Raw genomic sequence first — 16,405 nt, forward strand, 5'->3', positions numbered from 1 at the left:
GGGCATTCCGACCCTCGCATCCATCACCATCATCAGTCTCGAAGTGCGAACCGCGCATACGGAATCGATACAATTAATAATAACGAACGATATTATTATCATTCTTGCTCTTGCCCATATTGATAACGTTCGTTATGGTTATCGCATGACCAGCAAGCGGTTCCGCGGGCTAGAGTCGAGTGAAGGAGAGGTCTGCCATAGGGTGTCCGACCTTACCCGCGTGCAGCGTTGACGGTGGCAATAAGCCCTGATCCGCGGCATGATGGTAGTCGGCAATGCAGGCACTCCCTTGAGGCATTGGGGAGGAAATATGTCTAAAAATCAGCTGCTCTCGGTCCGGTTCGGCGTTGCCTTTGGTGCGATGGCCTGGTCGATCGCCACGCCTGTCCTGGCTCAGGAAACAAATGCGGCCGCATCCGCGCGCGATGATCAGGGTATCAGCGATATCATCGTCACCGCACAGTTCCGCAATCAAAGCGTGCAGGAAGCGCCGCTTGCCATTACGGCCGTGGACGCATCGCTCATGGAAGCACGCAGCCAGACCAGCGTCGAGTCCGTCGCGCAGCGCGCGCCGAGCGTCACCTTCTCCGCTGGTGGTCAGGGCGGCGGCGCGCAGACCGCAGCCGTCAACATCCGGGGTATCGGCGCCACCGATTTCCAGTTCCCGAATGAACCCGGCGTCGGCATCTATATCGATGACGTCTATTACGGCATCAGTTCGGGTGCGGCGTTCGATCTGGTGGATCTGGACCGCATCGAGATTTTGCGCGGGCCGCAAGGCACGCTGTCTGGCAAAAACTCCATCGGCGGGTCGATCAAACTCTTCTCCCGCCGTCCCGATGATGATTCCGATGCCTATGTCGAAGCCTTGTACGGCTCCTTCAACCGCGTGGGCCTGCGCGGCGCAACGAACATCACCCTGGCGCAAGACAAGCTCTATGCGCGCATCTCCGGCCTTGCCCGTCATGTCGACGGCTTCTTCAAACGGCTCGACTATGGCTGCGTTACCGGGGTTGCGGCCCCCGGCGGCACCTTCGCCTCGCCTGCCGATGATTGCGTGATCGGTACGGAGGGCGGCCAGAATATCTATGCCGTGCGCGGCGCCTTGCGTTGGATCGCATCCGACCGGATCGAGAATAACCTGATTGCCGATTTCACGCAGGACAGTTCGGAAGCATCGCCGGGCAAGGCGCTCTTCCTGCCCCCCGTCGATGGGCGCAATTATCTCACCGCGCCAAACAGCTACACAAGCTATGCCAATTACACGGGTCTTCCCGGCACAGCCAATCAATATACGAACAAGGGTCAGAGCAATCTGCGCAGTTGGGGCGTTTCCAACACGCTCGATATCACCCTGTCCGACATGTTTTCGTTAAAGTCGATCACGGCATACCGCTACGCCAAGGGTGCCAGCTCCTGGGATGCGGACAATTCGCCCGAAGATATCTCGAACAATGCGAGCGGATTCCTGCACGAACAGTTCACCCAGGAACTCCGCCTGTCCGCCGAATTCGGCGATATGCTCGAAGTCACGACGGGCGTCTATTATTATAAGGGCGACAGCAACCAGAGCGGACGCATCCAGGTCGGCGTCGCGGGTCTCGATTTCTTCTATGACGACCCGTTCGAACAGACGTCCAAATCCGCCTTTCTGCACGGCGTCCTTCATGCCACGGATCAGCTCAACATCACGGGCGGCATTCGCTATACCGACGAAGACAAAAGCTACACATTTCGCCGCATGAGCCCCATCCCCGGCCTGCCGACCGATCCCCGCGTCGCCTCGCTGGATGGTCTTGTCGGTGAATTTGCCGGCAAACGCTGGGACTATCGCGTCGCTGTGGATTATGAGGTCGCGCCGGACGTGCGCTTCTATGCGCAGGTCGCGACGGGCTTCAAGGGCGGCGGCGTCAATCCGCGTCCCTATCTCGCACAACAGCTGGTTCCGTTCGAACAGGAAACCTCGACCAGCTATGAAGCCGGCTTCAAGAGCATGTGGCTTGATCGGAAACTGCGCCTGAACGGCGCCTATTATCACAATAGCTACAAAAATTATCAGGGGCTCACGTCGAGCTGCCCCGACATCAGCCCGCCCGGTTTCCCCTTCTGTTCGGCCACCCGGAACATCGGCGACGCCAAGATCGACGGTCTGGAACTGGAATTCGACGCGCGGCCCGTGCCTGGCCTCTCGATCGACGGCTCCGTCAGCTACACCGATTTCCGCTTCACAAGCGCGGCGTTGGGCAGCGGCATCATCCCCGGAACCACCGAGGCACCATTCGTCTCGAAGTGGAAATATGCGGCCGGCGTGCAATATGAGGTGGAACTCGGCAAGCATGGCTCGCTCACGCCGCGCCTCGACTATACCTGGCAATCGAAGTTCGAAACAACGATCCCCAACAATATCCCGAACTTCGAATTCGGCCGCGTGGAATCGCGCGGGCTGCTCAATGCGCGCCTGACCTACCGCACGCCCGACGATGCATGGGAAGCGGCGCTGGCGGCTACCAACCTCACCGACGAATTCTACTTCGTGAACAAATATGACCGCTTCGCCCAATCAGGCAATGCCTATGGACAGCCCGGTCGTCCGCGCGAAATCATCTTCAGCGTGAAGCGCAAATTCTGACACGCCGCTCGGCGAATGAAGAGCGCCCCGTCCACATTGGCCGGGGCGCTCTTTTTGTTGGCCGGGGACTGTCACGCGGCAGGGCTAGAGAAACTGCACCAATTCGATCTCATGCCCCTCCGGGTCATCGATCAGCGCGACGCGCGTGCCCGGAATATTGAAGGGCGCGCGCTTGATCCTCGCCCCGGCCTTGATCGCCCGCGCGACAGCAGCATCGGCATCCTGCGTGACGAAGCCGATGACGCCCGCCGCTGGCCGCTCATCCCCATTTCCACCGCTCTTCCAGTCCAGCAGACCCAGCATGAAGCCATGGCCATCCTGCCGCAGCAGCACTTCCTCGAAATCGGCCTCATCGATGCGGATATGAACCGCCATATCGAAAACCGCCGTATAGAAAGCGATCATGGAATCGAGATCGGCGACGTACAGCTTGATGAAGCTGAACTGCCCCGCGCTCATCGCAGCATCAGCACCCAGCTGAAGGCCGGCTCGGCGGCACTGGCATAGGATAGCGGCTCGCAGCGCTCGATCCCACCGATGGCCAATTCCGCAAACGCCTCCGGCCAGCGCCCGCCAGCCAGCCGCGCCAAGGTTGCAAGCGATGTCGCTTCGGGCACGCAGATCGGCACCATATCGCCTGCGACGCGATGCTGGATCAGCGAAATCCGGCGATAGCCCGCCTCCTGCGCAACCTCGCTCACCATCACCGCATCGGCATGACGGGATACGCCGAAGAAGGCGGCTGGCCGGGTTCGAACCAAGGCCTGCACCTGGCGCACCCGGTCGCCGTCCATCGGCTGAGCCGACCCGTCCAGCCTGCCGACATGGGCGGCAAAGCGCGCGCTTGCAGCGAGACTCGTATCATAGAGCAGCACCGGCTGCCCTTCATGGGCCAGCACGGGCGAACGTAGCGTCGCAGCGGCGGCCGCGGCAATGGCGGCACCCGCAACCAGGCCGCGCCTCGACACCGGCATCATTGCCCGCTCCCCTTTTCGGCCGAAAGATAATCGGCGATCTGCTTGAGTTCCGCATCGCTCGCCTCGCCGCGCGGGATCGCGGGCATATTGCCGATGCCCATCCGCACCGCTTGCATGACGAATTCGGACGTCAGGTCCGTGCGCTTTTCAAGCAGTGGCTGCTCCGTCCGCCGCGCCAGCAGGCCAGTGCCCATCCCTGCGGGGCCATGACACATGGCGCATTTGTCCAGATATAGCCGCTCACCCGGCCCGGCGTTGGGGCGGGATGATATCGTCTCTGGCGCCGGCATGGGCGGTGGCCCCTTGCTTTGCTCGGTCGCGACAACCTTGTTGTCCGCGCCGCTGCTGCACGCGCTGAACCCCAGCAGGATCAGTATCCCTGCCCGCCGTATTGCGCCCACGCCCATGCCGGTCATGCCTTCGCTCCCATCATCGACGTGGGCCAGATGCCGCTCTTGCCCGGCGCGATGATGCCCTGTGGATCGAGCGCATCCTTCACCGTGCGATTGAGCTTGGCGAGCGCGCCCCCATTGAAGTCATAGGTGTCCGCGACGGCATCCATATAATCGAGATGGGTGCGATACTCGCCATAGCCTTGCGCCTTGGCATCCGCGATCAACCGCTTAAGGAAAGGGTCGACCCGCTTCATCATCGCCGGATCATCCTTGTCCAGCAGCACCGCGTTCACATTGATGAGGTGGCGCTCGCCAAAGGCGAAGCTCGCCTGATAATCCATGCCAAACTCCTTGTAACAGGCATAGGTGCGCTGAAACTGCGCCAGTGCCGCCTTGCCTGATTGGGGCAGGATCGGCGAAAAGCCGATATGGCCGCCGCGCCCGCCATGCCAGTTGGCATTCTGCATCGGGAAGGTCAGCGGCGTGCCGGTCCAGCCGGTCGCCTCGATCGGCTCTCCGGTTTTCCAGGTGGTGGGGCGCAGGCTCATCGGCTTGAGCTTGCCCATCTCCCGCTCCAGCACCGCATAGGCCGCCTTGTTCATATCCTCGCGGCCATATAGGCGCAGGCTCACGCCCCACCAGCCAACAGCGAACTTCTTGCGGATCGCCGCAATGACCTCGTCAGACAGGGCGCCCGGCTTGTCCGTCCACTCGCCACGCGTCGTAAGGGTGGCCGCCGCGCGCAGCCAGTTGCCGATGGTCGGCGATTGCTGGAGCAGACCTTCACGCCGCAAGGGCGCTAGCGCATCGACCAACGGACCCAGATCCTCGGGCCGCTCAAATTCGATATCCATGCCCATCAGCGATTCCGGCGCGGGCATCAGCCACAGGCCCATCTTGGTCACGATGCCGAAGTTCGACTGTACGAACATCTGGTCCCATGATGGGCCAAAGCCGAATTTGTAGAGCTGCCATGTCGGCGCGCCATCGAGCGCGCCCATGCCGGTGCGCACCACCATCCCATCGGCCATCACCGCCTCGATGCCGCAAATCTTGGTCGTATGCTCGCCATAGGGCGTGTAGCCAACGCCGCGATCCAACGCATTGCCCAGCACCGACCCCCAGCTATTGCCCGGCACCGACAGCCAGTGCTTCATGCCTTTCGATTTCAGGAAATCATACAGATCATAGAAGCTGACCCCCGGCTCCAGCAAAACGGTGCCATTGGCCTCGTCATAGTCGATCTTCCGCATGCGCGAGAGATCGAGAATGACCGATCCCGCCAGCAAGGGCGCGCTGCCGCCATAGCCCAGATTTTTGCCGCGACTGATCGGCCAGAGCGGCAATTTGCGCTCGCTTGCCACTTTCAGGATCGCCTGGATTTCCTCGACGGTCGCTGGAGCGACAGCACCGGCGGGATGATGCAGGGCATCATCGACCGCGAACTTGTCCTGATAGGAGAGTTGATCCTCCTCATTGAAAAACACATGGTCCGCGCCGACGATCGCAGCGAAGGCTTGGCGTGCGGCGGCGGCTATGGCGGGGTCGAGCGGTTGCATGTCGGAACTGCCTTTCAGGTCAAATCAGGCCGGGGCCGTCCAGCGGGTGCGCGCCGGTGGCCGCGCCCCGCCATCGAGACGCAGCACCTCGGCATTGATGTAAGGATTGCGGATCAGGAACAGCGCCGCGTCTGCAAACTCTTCGGCACGCCCGGCGCGCTTGGGGAATTCAGCACCATCGACCAGTTCCTGCACCAGATCGGGCGGCAAATGGGCCGTCATCGGCGTATCGAAAAAACCGGGCGCAACGCCGACGCACCGAATGGCGTACCGGGAAAGATCGCGCGCCCAGACAAGCGTGAGCGCCGCCAACGCCGCCTTGGACGCGGTATAGCTGCCCATAGCCTCCTGCCCCTCGAACGACGCGATCGAGCAGGCGTTCACGATGATGCCCCGCTCGCCGTCCGCGCTGTCAGGCGCATTGCCGATCATGCGGTGCGCCACCACGCGCGTCACATGCATGGCCCCCATCAGGTTGACGTCCAGCACCCTACGGAAATCGGCGGCATTGCCTGGTGCATCCGGCGTCGCAATCGGACCGAGGCCGCCGATCCCGGCGCAATTGGCGAGAATGGCGATCGCGCCGTCCAGGCCGTCCAGTGCCTTTTCGACAGCCTGCGCGTCCGTGATATCACAGGCCAGAAATTGCGAACCCGCATTGGCCGGTGGGTGAACGTCCATCACGACCGTCTGCGCGCCCTCCGCCTGGAGTTTTGCAGCCAGCGCAGCGCCTAATCCAGACGCCCCTCCAGTAATGACCGCAAGCTTGCCCCTGGGATCCATCTCGCCTCGTTCCTTCGGTCATCGCCGACTCTTTTTTGATAACGATCGTTAGTATGTGAAAGGGCGCATGTGTGTCAAGGCGAGGTGGCCGGTCAGGATCAGACATGACCTCATGGAGAGATTTTCTGCCTGATCCACAAGGCGCAGTGGCCGAGAAGAAACGCTCATCTGATCTGCCCCCACCAAGCAGACCGGCTAGTTGGTAGCGAATATTACGCTCATCACTGCCATATCGGTGGAGCTTGAGCAAAGCGAAGCTGGAGGCTGCAGATGGAGTGAGGTGATTTCCACTCGTCACAGAAAGTGATCCGGCTGGAGGTGCTGATGTATGTCCGCTACCCGCTTAGCCTGCGGTGCGTAGAAGACCTGATCTTCGAGCGCGGCATCGATATCTGCAGACGCAATGGCTGCTTGCCGACAGGGGCCATGATGCCGACGAGTTCAATGATGCTTTGCGTCAAAGGGCATCAAGCCCCGCATTCCTGGCCGAAGATCCCCGAACCGCCCGACCACACCACAAACGCCTCAAGGCGTCTTGATCTTCTGGCTCTTGTCAACGAGCCTTGACCTGAATGAATAGCAATATATTGAAAAGTGGGCATAATGGGTGAGAAGGTGCCGTTAAGGTCGCGGCGGTGGACGGTTCTGCTCGCTATCTTGATCGAGGCGCGCTCCGCCGTTGCTTTGCGCGAGGAGCTTCGTTACCCCCGGCGGAGCACGAGGCGATCGACCGAGCGCTCAATTTAAGGAATAGGGATGTTGCGCGGTACAATGCCTGTTGAAAATAATAATCGAACAGCGATTTTCACGATCAGCTCAAATAATTACATGCCATATACTCGCACGCTGATAAATTCATCAGTCGCGGCGCATCCTGACGCTGATCACTTTCTCTGCCTCGCCGATGCCAAGGTAGGGGCAAAAGACTTCTACCCTGAGAAGTGTCAGATTTTGGAAGCATCCGAGTTAGGAATACCGGATTTTCCCGGTTTTGCTTTTCGGTACGATATTATGGAGATGAACACGGCGGCCAAGCCGTATATGTTTCTGCATCTGTTTGAGCAGAACTATGATCGGGTTGTCTATTTCGATCCAGATATCAAAGTATATCGCGAAATCACGCCTGTTTTCGACGCTCTCGATGCCGGAGCGCGGGCGGTGTTCACGCCTCATCTGACGGAACCTGCCGAGACAACAACGCCGCCTGATGACATTACCATTATGCGCGCCGGGATCTACAATTTGGGCTTCGCCGCGTTTCGCCGCAGCGAAGGCGTCGAAGAGGTACTGCGCTGGTGGGCGCGCCGTCTGCGATACCAGTGCATCAATGCCCAAAATGACGGCATCTTCGTGGACCAGAAGTTCATGGATTTGGTTCCTGGCTTCCTTCCTGATGTCGCTATTTTGCGTAATACGACGCTTAATGCTGCCTATTGGAACCTCTTCCAACGATATCTCGAAGAAGATGGTGACGAAGATTGGCTGATGGATGGAGAGCCACTTATATTTTTCCACTTTAGTGGATATGATCCTCGGAATTCTCAACAGCTTTCTAAGCATACGACAATGTTTTCTGAAAATAATGGCGATGCGTTAATAAGCCTGTTGCATGACTATAAGAATGACCTGAAGAGAAATGGATTATATTCCACTCCAAAGGCAAATTATGTCTACGATTGTTTCAAAAGTGGAGCGAAGATACCAACATTCGTGCGCCAATATTTTCGAAATCAGCATCTTACATGGGACGGAAATCCATTTGAAAATTTCCAAAGCTATTTGGAGCAGCCCTCTCTAGGTACAGCGGAGGCTCCCGACGGGTTAGTATGTACTAATCTCATGCACGCCCTTTGGCAGACATCAGACTATCTGCGAGCCACGTACGATCTCACCACGGCGTCGGGCGTAACTGGCCTTTCTCAATGGTTCGTTCGGCATAGCCACCAATCGGGCATTGATCCTCGCCTTACGCACGCAATCGTAGAGCGGGTCAGCAATGCACGCAGGTGGAAGCAGAAGAATCGTCCTCCCGCAGCCCACTCTTCAGACACTGACATATCCGTTATTGGTTACCTCACGGCCAACACCGGGGTGGGTGAGGTTGGAAGACTGACCCTTAAATCTCTTGCCGGTTCCGGTCGTCGGGTTGATGGCATGGACATTGATCTGAATGTCGCCTCTTCGCGCACTAACATGGAGGTGGAGGCCTTCTTGAGCGATAAGCCGGGCGGTCGTTTGCACCTATTTAATATCAATGCCGATCAACTGCCGTTGGTGCAGAGCAGCTATAACGACCGCTTAGGGAACGACGCATATCGCGTTGCAATGCCATTTTGGGAACTTGCCGACTTTCCCGATGCCTGGATTAGCTCTTTCGATCATGTCGACGAGATATGGGCTCCTTCCCGATTCATCCAATCGGGCCTTGTCATGAAGACAAATAAGCCGGTGATCCACATGCCTGTCTCGCTTGATTTTACGACTGACCAAATCTTTGATCGTAAATCCTTGAGGTTGCCGGAGGAACGCTTCATTTTCCTTTTCTCCTTCGACTTCCTTTCATTCAGAAGTCGGAAAAATCCTGAAGCTGTCATCGCTGCTTTCAGTGCAGCCTTCAAAGGAACTTATTATAGCGACCATGTTTCTCTGGTCATAAAATGCGTGAACTCGCATCATGTACCGGACGAATTGAAGCGTATCCGCGATGCAATAGACAATAGCCTAGACGTGCATATCCTGGAAGCGGAACTAACCCGCGCCGAGATGCTCGGATTGGTGCAGGCTGCCGATTGCGTTGTGTCCCTGCACCGCAGCGAAGGGTTGGGGCTGCTTATTGCCGAAGCTATGGCACTTGGCACGCCCGTCATCGCGACGGACTACTCGGCCACGACCGACCTAGTGACAACCGACACCGGCTATCCGGTCGAATATAAGCTCAAAGAACTAAAGGCCGGCGATTATCCGTTCGCGGCAGGCCAGGTATGGGCAGACCCGGACATCTCCCACGCTGCCTGGCAGATGAGGAAGGCCGTAGATGACGCGAACGACAATGATGAGATGTTGGAACGCGCACGAGCCAAAATCATTGCCAACCATGGAACTGAAGCGGTGATCCGCGCCCAAGAGCGTCGTTTGCAAGAGCTGGGATTGTAAGACAGATGACTAACGGCACAGGTCGATTGAACGATGGGAACAATGAAATTATGGATGAAGGCGAACGTAAAGGCGTGACCGTGCGCAGCGATACGTCAGATAAAAGCCCGACTATCTCGAAAGTCAAACAGGTGGGAGTAGACACACGCAGTCGGGAAGCGTTCGAGTTGCTTAAGCTTGGCGAAGCAATTTGCAACCTCCAGGTAGATCAGCGCAAGATGCGGCTGAACGCCGAGGACATGCGGTTTGAACGGGATCGTTACAAGGCATCGGCGGCGGCGTTTCAGGATAAATTGGCGGCCGCTTTGAATGAAAATGGTAGATTGCGTGATTTGCGTGAAGTGCTCGCGACCTTGTCAATCGAGACCAGTGCAGCCTTGGCGGAACGAGAGAATGAACGTGCCCGCCTGATCGCTGCTTTGGATGAAAGTGAAATGCGCCTTGCTATGATGCAGCAGGAGAATGAGCGTCTGCAAAGCGAGTTGATCGACTCCAGAGATAAGGCCGAAGTCATTCGCCAAAAATATATAGAAATGACAATCAATATTATAAAAGAGGCAAATTCAGGCGACGTCGATAGCTCTGATGGCCATGCCTCAAATTAGATTTCTGCGGGTATAAAATCTACCGCCAAAAAGGCAAATATAGTTATAAATATGAGGGCAGTGATATGGCCATGAGCCGTGAAGATGTGATTTGGATCTACAAAATTTTTCTCGGTCGCGAGCCTGAGAGTGAGGATGCAATCGCGCATCAATTGAATATCGGGACATCCCGTATTGAGATGATTGCGCAAATAATCGAAAGCGAAGAATTTGCAGGAAAACATATAGTACGGTGACCCTGACGGTAGATCTGTCGCACTAGGCTGTCGCTAGTGAAGGTAATCACGCCTTCAAAATATCTAGCAGATACTCAAATATCTAGCAGATTCTCCAGGATCGTAGTCATCATTGATTGCGCCGTGTGACAGGTCATCCACCGTAATAGGATTCATTAGTGCTGTATAGGGGTTTGCACTGGTAACAGAAATGGATTGCTGCGCCAGATGCGGCAGCCCTATTCCCACAAGGCTTTTTAGCAGTGCCGTAGATGATAATTCACATCGCACTCGACGGGTTTGTTAAAAATATATCTGTTTACGAATTATGCATTTCTGCATTATTTTATTTTTCATCCGATAAAATCGTTTAATTGATATTAGTATATAAATATTTCTATCTGCTAATTGATTATCAGGAAAATCAATGACAGTTCGCAAACATGATGATGAAATTTTCAAGCCGATATTCTTGCATTCATCATTCCGAACTGGAAGCACTTGGCTTTGGTCTAAGTTCAGAGAAAATCCCAAATGTTATTGCTACTATGAAATATTCAACGAAATTCTTGAAGATATAAATTTCAAGAATATTCTGCAATCTCCTTCGACTTGGAATTCCCACCACCCAGCAGGTGCGCCCTATTTTTCAGAATTCAGCCCACTTCTCAAGAAAGTCAAAGGCATAGAGGGCTTTGACCAAGAAATGGCGTTTTCAGATTTTTTTCTGGAATTCAATGGCGACCGTGACCGAGTTAATAAAACAAGCGCCTATCTTGCTTCTCTTGTGAATCTGGCACAGCAGAATCGCCGAGTGCCCGTTCTATCTTGTACGCGAAGCATCGCACGCGTTGATATGATAAAGAGCCAAATTGGCGGCACACACATTTTTATCAAGAGAAGCCTTCTTAACCAATGGTTTTCTTACTCAAATCAATCACAAAATTGCAATCCATATTTTTTTAAAACAATTTTGAAAACAGTAAATTCAAAAAATCAGAAAGATTTTATATTAAAAATCAAAAGTTTTTTGGCGGAAAATATTTCCGGTGAAGTTTATTCAAAAGACGATCATGATATCCTACTTATCGGTTTTTTATGTATTCATATTTACATGAACTTTAGATATAAAGATCATTTTGATATAAAAATTGACTTCAGCAAGTCCCCATCAAAATCTGATTTAGACATAGCTGAGCGTATGATCATGGGTCATACATCTTTAAGCGTCGATCTGTCTGACTACAGCGATATCATTTCAGCACCGCAAAGATTGATCGAGGACATAGATCGCGTCGTTAGCATGGTGCGCTCACTGTTTGCGCAAGGTATCGATGGCACCAATGACGATATGCTTCGCCTTGCCGTAGATAGCGAACTTGCAGCCTTTCGGGAAGGGTATGAGCAATATTGTCGCATAGCGGGATCAGCGCATCTTCAACTGGAAATGGGTGACGTTGCTCACAGGCATTTGCAGGAGCGTTTTAATGCCGTTACCGATGAACTGAATGAGACTCAGTCCGCCGCCAACCGACAAGCGGAGGAATTGGCGGCGCGGATAAAGACCGCATCAGACGATCTGGAAAATAGTGTCTTGCGCCTACAAGAAGCAGAACGGGATTTGCAGGCAGAGCGTGCGCTCCATCAATCGCTGACCGATCAATTGGCACAGGCCATGGGGCGGATTGAAACGCTGGAGCAAGAGTTGGCGCAGAGCCGGGCGTATTATGGCGAGCTTGATCGCCGATATGCGGAGAGCGAACAGGGCCGCATATCCGTCGCGGCAGAAATGCAGGCAGCCCAGGAAAAATGCGCTGCCCTCGAACATGATGTTCAGCAGGCAGCGAATAGAGCGCGGGCGCTCAGCGACCAGCTCGATGCGGCAGAGGCTGATAAGCAGGCGCACCATCAGTCGCTGACCGGTCAATTGGCACAGGCCATGGGGCGGATTGAAACGCTGGAGCAAGAGTTGGCGCAAAGCCGGGCCTATTATGGCGCGCTTGAACGCCGATATGCGGAGAGCGAACAGGGCCGCATATCCGTTGCGGCTAAAATGCAGGCAGCCTTGGAAAGATGTTCCGCTCTTGAACATGATGTTCAGCAGGCAAACCATGCGCTCGAACAGCAACGCGGAGAAATGCATCAGGCTCTCGCCGAAATTGAGTTTATTTCTAGCGGAAGGGCAGAAGAGTATGATGCCTTTGATCGCCGATGGTCTACTATGATGAAGAGAATTAGTAACAATTCGTCTAAATAATAATATAAATAGATGATAGACAAAAAAATACGTCATTTTGACGAAAGACTTGATCCATCGTTGTAGGGCAGAGAGATTGTAGACGCTCTCGAACGAGAGGGCAGTCTTGTTATAGCGGGTAGCGATACAACGCTGTTGATTGAGCACGCCCAACATTCGATCGACGCTATTTCAGTCCTTTTAGCGCCGATATCCGAGATGTTCAGGCAGCTTGCGGTTCAAGGTAACCGTCCGATTGTTACCGCGGCTTATGGGCCTTGAAGCGCGCGGCGAGCTCGGGATCGTCGATAAAGTCATCGAGGAATTGGTGCCAGGCCTTGGTCGTGAGACGTGCTTGGCTAAGCATGTCCGTCAGTTCTTCCACGCCGTGATCCGTCAGCGCGGTGATGGACTCGTCCAGACCGGTGTGGACGCTGACGATGGCGCCGTAGGTGAGGTTGTCGTCGTTTGAAACGATGGCTTCCAGCAACTCCACGTTCTCGTCGAGTATCTTGGCGACATAGTCGAGGGTGAGCAAGGAAGTGACGGCGGCCATCAGGCGGCCAGTGCTAGCGGGATGGTGAGCGGCACCCAGTTCCAGGGTAACAGCTCGTCGATCCTGTTGATCTTGTGATCGTGGATGCGATTGAGCAAGTCGGTGATGTATGCTTGTGGATCGAGACCGTTCATTTTGGCGCTTTCGATCAGCGTCATGGCGCGGGCGAGGGTTTCGGCGCCTGTTTCGGAGCCGGCGAATAACCAGTTCTTCTTGCCCAGGCATATGGGCCGGACAGCCCGCTCGGCAGCGTTGTTGTCGATGGCGACGCGTCCATCGTCGATAAAGAGGCTGAAGGCGTGCCAGCGCCCCAGGGCGTAGCGAAAGGCCTTCGCCAGGTCTCCCTTGGTCGAGATACGGGTGAGTTGCTTCTCGGCCCAGCTATGCAGGTAATTGGTAATTGCTCACGGGGTCGGCAATTGGTGGGCTGATCAGGCGACCATGAATCTGCCGTCGACGAGTTCGCGGATGGCTACGAGGGCCGATTTGCCGCTGAGACGAGCGGTTCCGGTGACGGATCGATATCCAGCGTGGATCTGGGCGCCCCAGTCGGACCGGAAGCCGTTGGTGACCTTGCGGAACACGACTGAGGGGCGGATCTCGCGCTCTGATATATTGTTGGTCGCAGGGACGTTGCGGTTGGTGAGGAAGATGAAGAACTTGCTTCGCCAAGCCTTGATTTGTTTGAGCAGAACACGTCCCGCAGGGTGCGCGACAGGCATCTGTACCAGGCGGGTCAGCAGATTGTCGGCCTTCGCAGCGTAGGCGGCCAGCGTTGTGTCCTTCAGGCTGCTTCGTCGCTTGCCGATGCGGATCGCCCAGCGCAGGTGGTCGCGGACTTTGGGGGCGAAGGCGGTATCCCCGCAGTCGATGGCATACTGAACATCGCGCAGGACATGCGCGAGGCAGACCTGATGCTCCTTGCCCAGTTCCTGCTGTCCAGCGTAGCGATCGGAGACCCACACATCAGGTTGGTGGCCGCCCAACACCTCCTCAGCAACACTGCGCGCCCGGCGCGGGGCGATCTTGTGCAGAACCGCGTCTTTCGAGAGGAAGACCCATTGCCAATGGGCAATGCCGTTGGTGCGCGTGGACGTCTCATCGGACGCGATAATCTTTGCCGTGAGCAACTTGTCGGTGATCGCCTTCGTGGCTGCTGTCATTCCGGCCTCCATACGCCTGAACGCGTTGGCGATCGCCCCTTGGGAGATCGTGAGGCCAAACAGCTCCGCAGCAATGCGCGAAAGTCGCTCGAAGCTGACATGGTGGCTGTGATGCAGATAGGCCAGCAGCGAGCGGATGCCGGGGCCAAACGGCGTGCCCGGCTCCATGCCCGCCGGTGCTGCGGCACGGTAGCGACGGCCACATCCCCCGCAGCGCGCACCAAACAATTCGATGCGGGTCACAATCGGACGGATCGGCGGCAGGTCGATATGATCGTAGCGGTGGCGGCAATGCTGGGCCTGCGAGGATATATCGGTCCCGCAATGGCAGCAGCTTGCCGCCATGATGCGTTCGGTTTTGTCCGGCGTCTCGGTCAATGGGCGGTGCTTGCCTTCGCGCGGCGGGCGCTTGCCAGCCTTGGGCTTACCGCCTTTGCCACCGCGCTTGCCAAAGTCGTCCTTCGATGGCGGAATATGCGAATTCCTGGATGTCTTGCGCGGCGTGCCGACCAGGGATTCCAACTCAGAAATCCGCGCTACCAGTCGCTCGATCATCTCGTGCTGCGCGAGCAGCAACTCGTTCTTCTCGGCTTCGGTCAGCACATGAAGCGGCGGCGGTGACATCCGTAGGGTGAATCAGCCAATCGACCTCCGCGCAATACTTTTCTGCCAACCCCGTGAGCAATTACGGTAATTGCTCACGGGGTCGGCAATTGGTGGGCTGATCAGGCGACCATGAATCTGCCGTCGACGAGTTCGCGGATGGCTACGAGGGCCGATTTGCCGCTGAGACGAGCGGTTCCGGTGACGGATCGATATCCAGCGTGGATCTGGGCGCCCCAGTCGGACCGGAAGCCGTTGGTGACCTTGCGGAACACGACTGAGGGGCGGATCTCGCGCTCTGATATATTGTTGGTCGCAGGGACGTTGCGGTTGGTGAGGAAGATGAAGAACTTGCTTCGCCAAGCCTTGATTTGTTTGAGCAGAACACGTCCCGCAGGGTGCGCGACAGGCATCTGTACCAGGCGGGTCAGCAGATTGTCGGCCTTCGCAGCGTAGGCGGCCAGCGTTGTGTCCTTCAGGCTGCTTCGTCGCTTGCCGATGCGGATCGCCCAGCGCAGGTGGTCGCGGACTTTGGGGGCGAAGGCGGTATCCCCGCAGTCGATGGCATACTGAACATCGCGCAGGACATGCGCGAGGCAGACCTGATGCTCCTTGCCCAGTTCCTGCTGTCCAGCGTAGCGATCGGAGACCCACACATCAGGTTGGTGGCCGCCCAACACCTCCTCAGCAACACTGCGCGCCCGGCGCGGGGCGATCTTGTGCAGAACCGCGTCTTTCGAGAGGAAGACCCATTGCCAATGGGCAATGCCGTTGGTGCGCGTGGACGTCTCATCGGACGCGATAATCTTTGCCGTGAGCAACTTGTCGGTGATCGCCTTCGTGGCTGCTGTCATTCCGGCCTCCATACGCCTGAACGCGTTGGCGATCGCCCCTTGGGAGATCGTGAGGCCAAACAGCTCCGCAGCAATGCGCGAAAGTCGCTCGAAGCTGACATGGTGGCTGTGATGCAGATAGGCCAGCAGCGAGCGGATGCCGGGGCCAAACGGCGTGCCCGGCTCCATGCCCGCCGGTGCTGCGGCACGGTAGCGACGGCCACATCCCCCGCAGCGCGCACCAAACAATTCGATGCGGGTCACAATCGGACGGATCGGCGGCAGGTCGATATGATCGTAGCGGTGGCGGCAATGCTGGGCCTGCGAGGATATATCGGTCCCGCAATGGCAGCAGCTTGCCGCCATGATGCGTTCGGTTTTGTCCGGCGTCTCGGTCAATGGGCGGTGCTTGCCTTCGCGCGGCGGGCGCTTGCCAGCCTTGGGCTTACCGCCTTTGCCACCGCGCTTGCCAAAGTCGTCCTTCGATGGCGGAATATGCGAATTCCTGGATGTCTTGCGCGGCGTGCCGACCAGGGATTCCAACTCAGAAATCCGCGCTACCAGTCGCTCGATCATCTCGTGCTGCGCGAGCAGCAACTCGTTCTTCTCGGCTTCGGTCAGCACATGAAGCGGCGGCGGTGACATCCGTAGGGTGAATCAGCCAATCGACCTCCGCGCAATACTTTTCTGCCAACCCC

General features: G+C 56.6%; 13 protein-coding genes and 2 pseudogenes. 6 read left to right on the top strand and 9 right to left on the bottom strand.

Going from position 1 to position 16,405, the window contains the following annotated elements; translation table 11 throughout:
• Positions 1-310: 310 nt before the first annotated feature.
• The gene (locus OVY48_RS08280; protein ID WP_313922468.1) at positions 311-2,629 is read left to right on the top strand and encodes a TonB-dependent receptor domain-containing protein; all 2,319 of its coding nucleotides are present in this window, start codon (positions 311-313) and stop codon (positions 2,627-2,629) included.
• Between the two features lie 84 nt (positions 2,630-2,713).
• Here the strand turns inward: OVY48_RS08280 and OVY48_RS08285 are convergent, their stop codons facing one another.
• The 5 genes from OVY48_RS08285 to OVY48_RS08305 are packed head-to-tail and all read right to left on the bottom strand — an operon-like array spanning position 2,714 to position 6,343.
• The gene (locus tag OVY48_RS08285; RefSeq protein WP_313922469.1) at positions 2,714-3,088 is read right to left on the bottom strand and encodes a VOC family protein; all 375 of its coding nucleotides are present in this window, start codon (positions 3,086-3,088) and stop codon (positions 2,714-2,716) included.
• On the bottom strand, positions 3,085-3,606 hold the full coding sequence (locus tag OVY48_RS08290; protein WP_313922470.1) for a hypothetical protein: 522 nt from the start codon (positions 3,604-3,606) through the stop codon (positions 3,085-3,087). Before OVY48_RS08290 ends, OVY48_RS08285 begins: the two co-directional genes overlap by 4 nt.
• Positions 3,603-4,022: a cytochrome c gene (locus OVY48_RS08295; protein WP_313922471.1), complete on the bottom strand. Its 420-nt coding sequence runs from the start codon at positions 4,020-4,022 to the stop codon at positions 3,603-3,605. The genes OVY48_RS08290 and OVY48_RS08295 overlap by 4 nt, the downstream gene beginning before the upstream one ends.
• Positions 4,019-5,560, bottom strand: coding sequence for an FAD-binding oxidoreductase (locus OVY48_RS08300; RefSeq protein WP_313922472.1), 1,542 nt, complete (start codon positions 5,558-5,560; stop codon positions 4,019-4,021). The genes OVY48_RS08295 and OVY48_RS08300 overlap by 4 nt, the downstream gene beginning before the upstream one ends.
• A gap of 24 nt (positions 5,561-5,584) precedes the next feature.
• Positions 5,585-6,343, bottom strand: a complete 759-nt coding sequence (locus OVY48_RS08305; RefSeq protein WP_313922473.1) for an SDR family NAD(P)-dependent oxidoreductase — start codon at positions 6,341-6,343, stop codon at positions 5,585-5,587.
• Between the two features lie 395 nt (positions 6,344-6,738).
• On the opposite strand from OVY48_RS08305, the pseudogene OVY48_RS08310 reads away from it, so the two are divergent.
• From OVY48_RS08310 to OVY48_RS08330, 5 genes and pseudogenes are all read left to right on the top strand, one after another.
• Positions 6,739-6,851: pseudogene (locus tag OVY48_RS08310) on the top strand (IS5/IS1182 family transposase); the annotation flags it as partial.
• A 248-nt stretch (positions 6,852-7,099) separates the two neighbouring features.
• Entirely contained in the window at positions 7,100-9,496 is a 2,397-nt protein-coding gene (locus OVY48_RS08315; RefSeq protein WP_313922474.1) for a glycosyltransferase, read from the top strand.
• A gap of 5 nt (positions 9,497-9,501) precedes the next feature.
• A complete protein-coding gene (locus OVY48_RS08320) occupies positions 9,502-10,101 on the top strand; it encodes a hypothetical protein (RefSeq protein ID WP_313922475.1) in 600 nt (199 codons plus the stop codon).
• Positions 10,102-10,172: 71 nt separating this feature from the next.
• A complete protein-coding gene (locus OVY48_RS08325) occupies positions 10,173-10,337 on the top strand; it encodes a DUF4214 domain-containing protein (RefSeq protein ID WP_237748795.1) in 165 nt (54 codons plus the stop codon).
• 406 nt (positions 10,338-10,743) lie between these two features.
• The gene (locus OVY48_RS08330; protein WP_313922476.1) at positions 10,744-12,573 is read left to right on the top strand and encodes a hypothetical protein; all 1,830 of its coding nucleotides are present in this window, start codon (positions 10,744-10,746) and stop codon (positions 12,571-12,573) included.
• 238 nt (positions 12,574-12,811) lie between these two features.
• On the opposite strand, the gene OVY48_RS08335 is transcribed toward OVY48_RS08330, so the two are convergent.
• The 4 genes and pseudogenes from OVY48_RS08335 to tnpC (OVY48_RS08350) all read right to left on the bottom strand — a co-directional run bounded on the left by OVY48_RS08335 (position 12,812) and on the right by tnpC (OVY48_RS08350) (position 16,352).
• On the bottom strand, positions 12,812-13,108 hold the full coding sequence (locus OVY48_RS08335; protein WP_313921605.1) for a hypothetical protein: 297 nt from the start codon (positions 13,106-13,108) through the stop codon (positions 12,812-12,814).
• A pseudogene (locus OVY48_RS08340) lies at positions 13,108-13,497 on the bottom strand (transposase); the annotation flags it as partial. The pseudogene OVY48_RS08340 and the gene OVY48_RS08335, both read right to left, overlap by 1 nt.
• Positions 13,498-13,539: 42 nt before the next feature.
• Positions 13,540-14,895 carry an IS66 family transposase gene (tnpC, locus tag OVY48_RS08345; RefSeq protein WP_037477692.1) on the bottom strand — a complete coding sequence of 452 codons (1,356 nt, stop codon included), beginning with the start codon at positions 14,893-14,895 and terminating at the stop codon, positions 13,540-13,542.
• Between the two features lie 101 nt (positions 14,896-14,996).
• Positions 14,997-16,352 (bottom strand): IS66 family transposase, encoded by a 1,356-nt coding sequence (tnpC, locus tag OVY48_RS08350; RefSeq protein WP_037477692.1) that lies wholly within the window; start codon positions 16,350-16,352, stop codon positions 14,997-14,999.
• Positions 16,353-16,405: the final 53 nt, after the last annotated feature.

This window comes from Sphingobium sp. SA2, assembly GCF_032227065.1.
Lineage (GTDB): Bacteria > Pseudomonadota > Alphaproteobacteria > Sphingomonadales > Sphingomonadaceae > Sphingobium.

Excerpts from the sequence above, each read along its gene's own strand:
- tnpC (WP_037477692.1), bottom strand. The coding sequence starts at position 14,895 with ATGTCACCGCCGCCGCTTCATGTGCTGACCGAAGCCGAGAAGAACGAG.
- OVY48_RS08305 (WP_313922473.1), bottom strand. The coding sequence starts at position 6,343 with ATGGATCCCAGGGGCAAGCTTGCGGTCATTACTGGAGGGGCGTCTGGA.
- OVY48_RS08335 (WP_313921605.1), bottom strand. The coding sequence starts at position 13,108 with ATGGCCGCCGTCACTTCCTTGCTCACCCTCGACTATGTCGCCAAGATA.
- OVY48_RS08280 (WP_313922468.1), top strand. The coding sequence starts at position 311 with ATGTCTAAAAATCAGCTGCTCTCGGTCCGGTTCGGCGTTGCCTTTGGT.
- OVY48_RS08320 (WP_313922475.1), top strand. The coding sequence starts at position 9,502 with ATGACTAACGGCACAGGTCGATTGAACGATGGGAACAATGAAATTATG.
- OVY48_RS08330 (WP_313922476.1), top strand. The coding sequence starts at position 10,744 with ATGACAGTTCGCAAACATGATGATGAAATTTTCAAGCCGATATTCTTG.
- OVY48_RS08325 (WP_237748795.1), top strand. The coding sequence starts at position 10,173 with ATGAGCCGTGAAGATGTGATTTGGATCTACAAAATTTTTCTCGGTCGC.
- OVY48_RS08285 (WP_313922469.1), bottom strand. The coding sequence starts at position 3,088 with ATGAGCGCGGGGCAGTTCAGCTTCATCAAGCTGTACGTCGCCGATCTC.
- OVY48_RS08295 (WP_313922471.1), bottom strand. The coding sequence starts at position 4,022 with ATGACCGGCATGGGCGTGGGCGCAATACGGCGGGCAGGGATACTGATC.
- OVY48_RS08300 (WP_313922472.1), bottom strand. The coding sequence starts at position 5,560 with ATGCAACCGCTCGACCCCGCCATAGCCGCCGCCGCACGCCAAGCCTTC.
- tnpC (WP_037477692.1), bottom strand. The coding sequence starts at position 16,352 with ATGTCACCGCCGCCGCTTCATGTGCTGACCGAAGCCGAGAAGAACGAG.
- OVY48_RS08290 (WP_313922470.1), bottom strand. The coding sequence starts at position 3,606 with ATGATGCCGGTGTCGAGGCGCGGCCTGGTTGCGGGTGCCGCCATTGCC.
- OVY48_RS08315 (WP_313922474.1), top strand. The coding sequence starts at position 7,100 with ATGTTGCGCGGTACAATGCCTGTTGAAAATAATAATCGAACAGCGATT.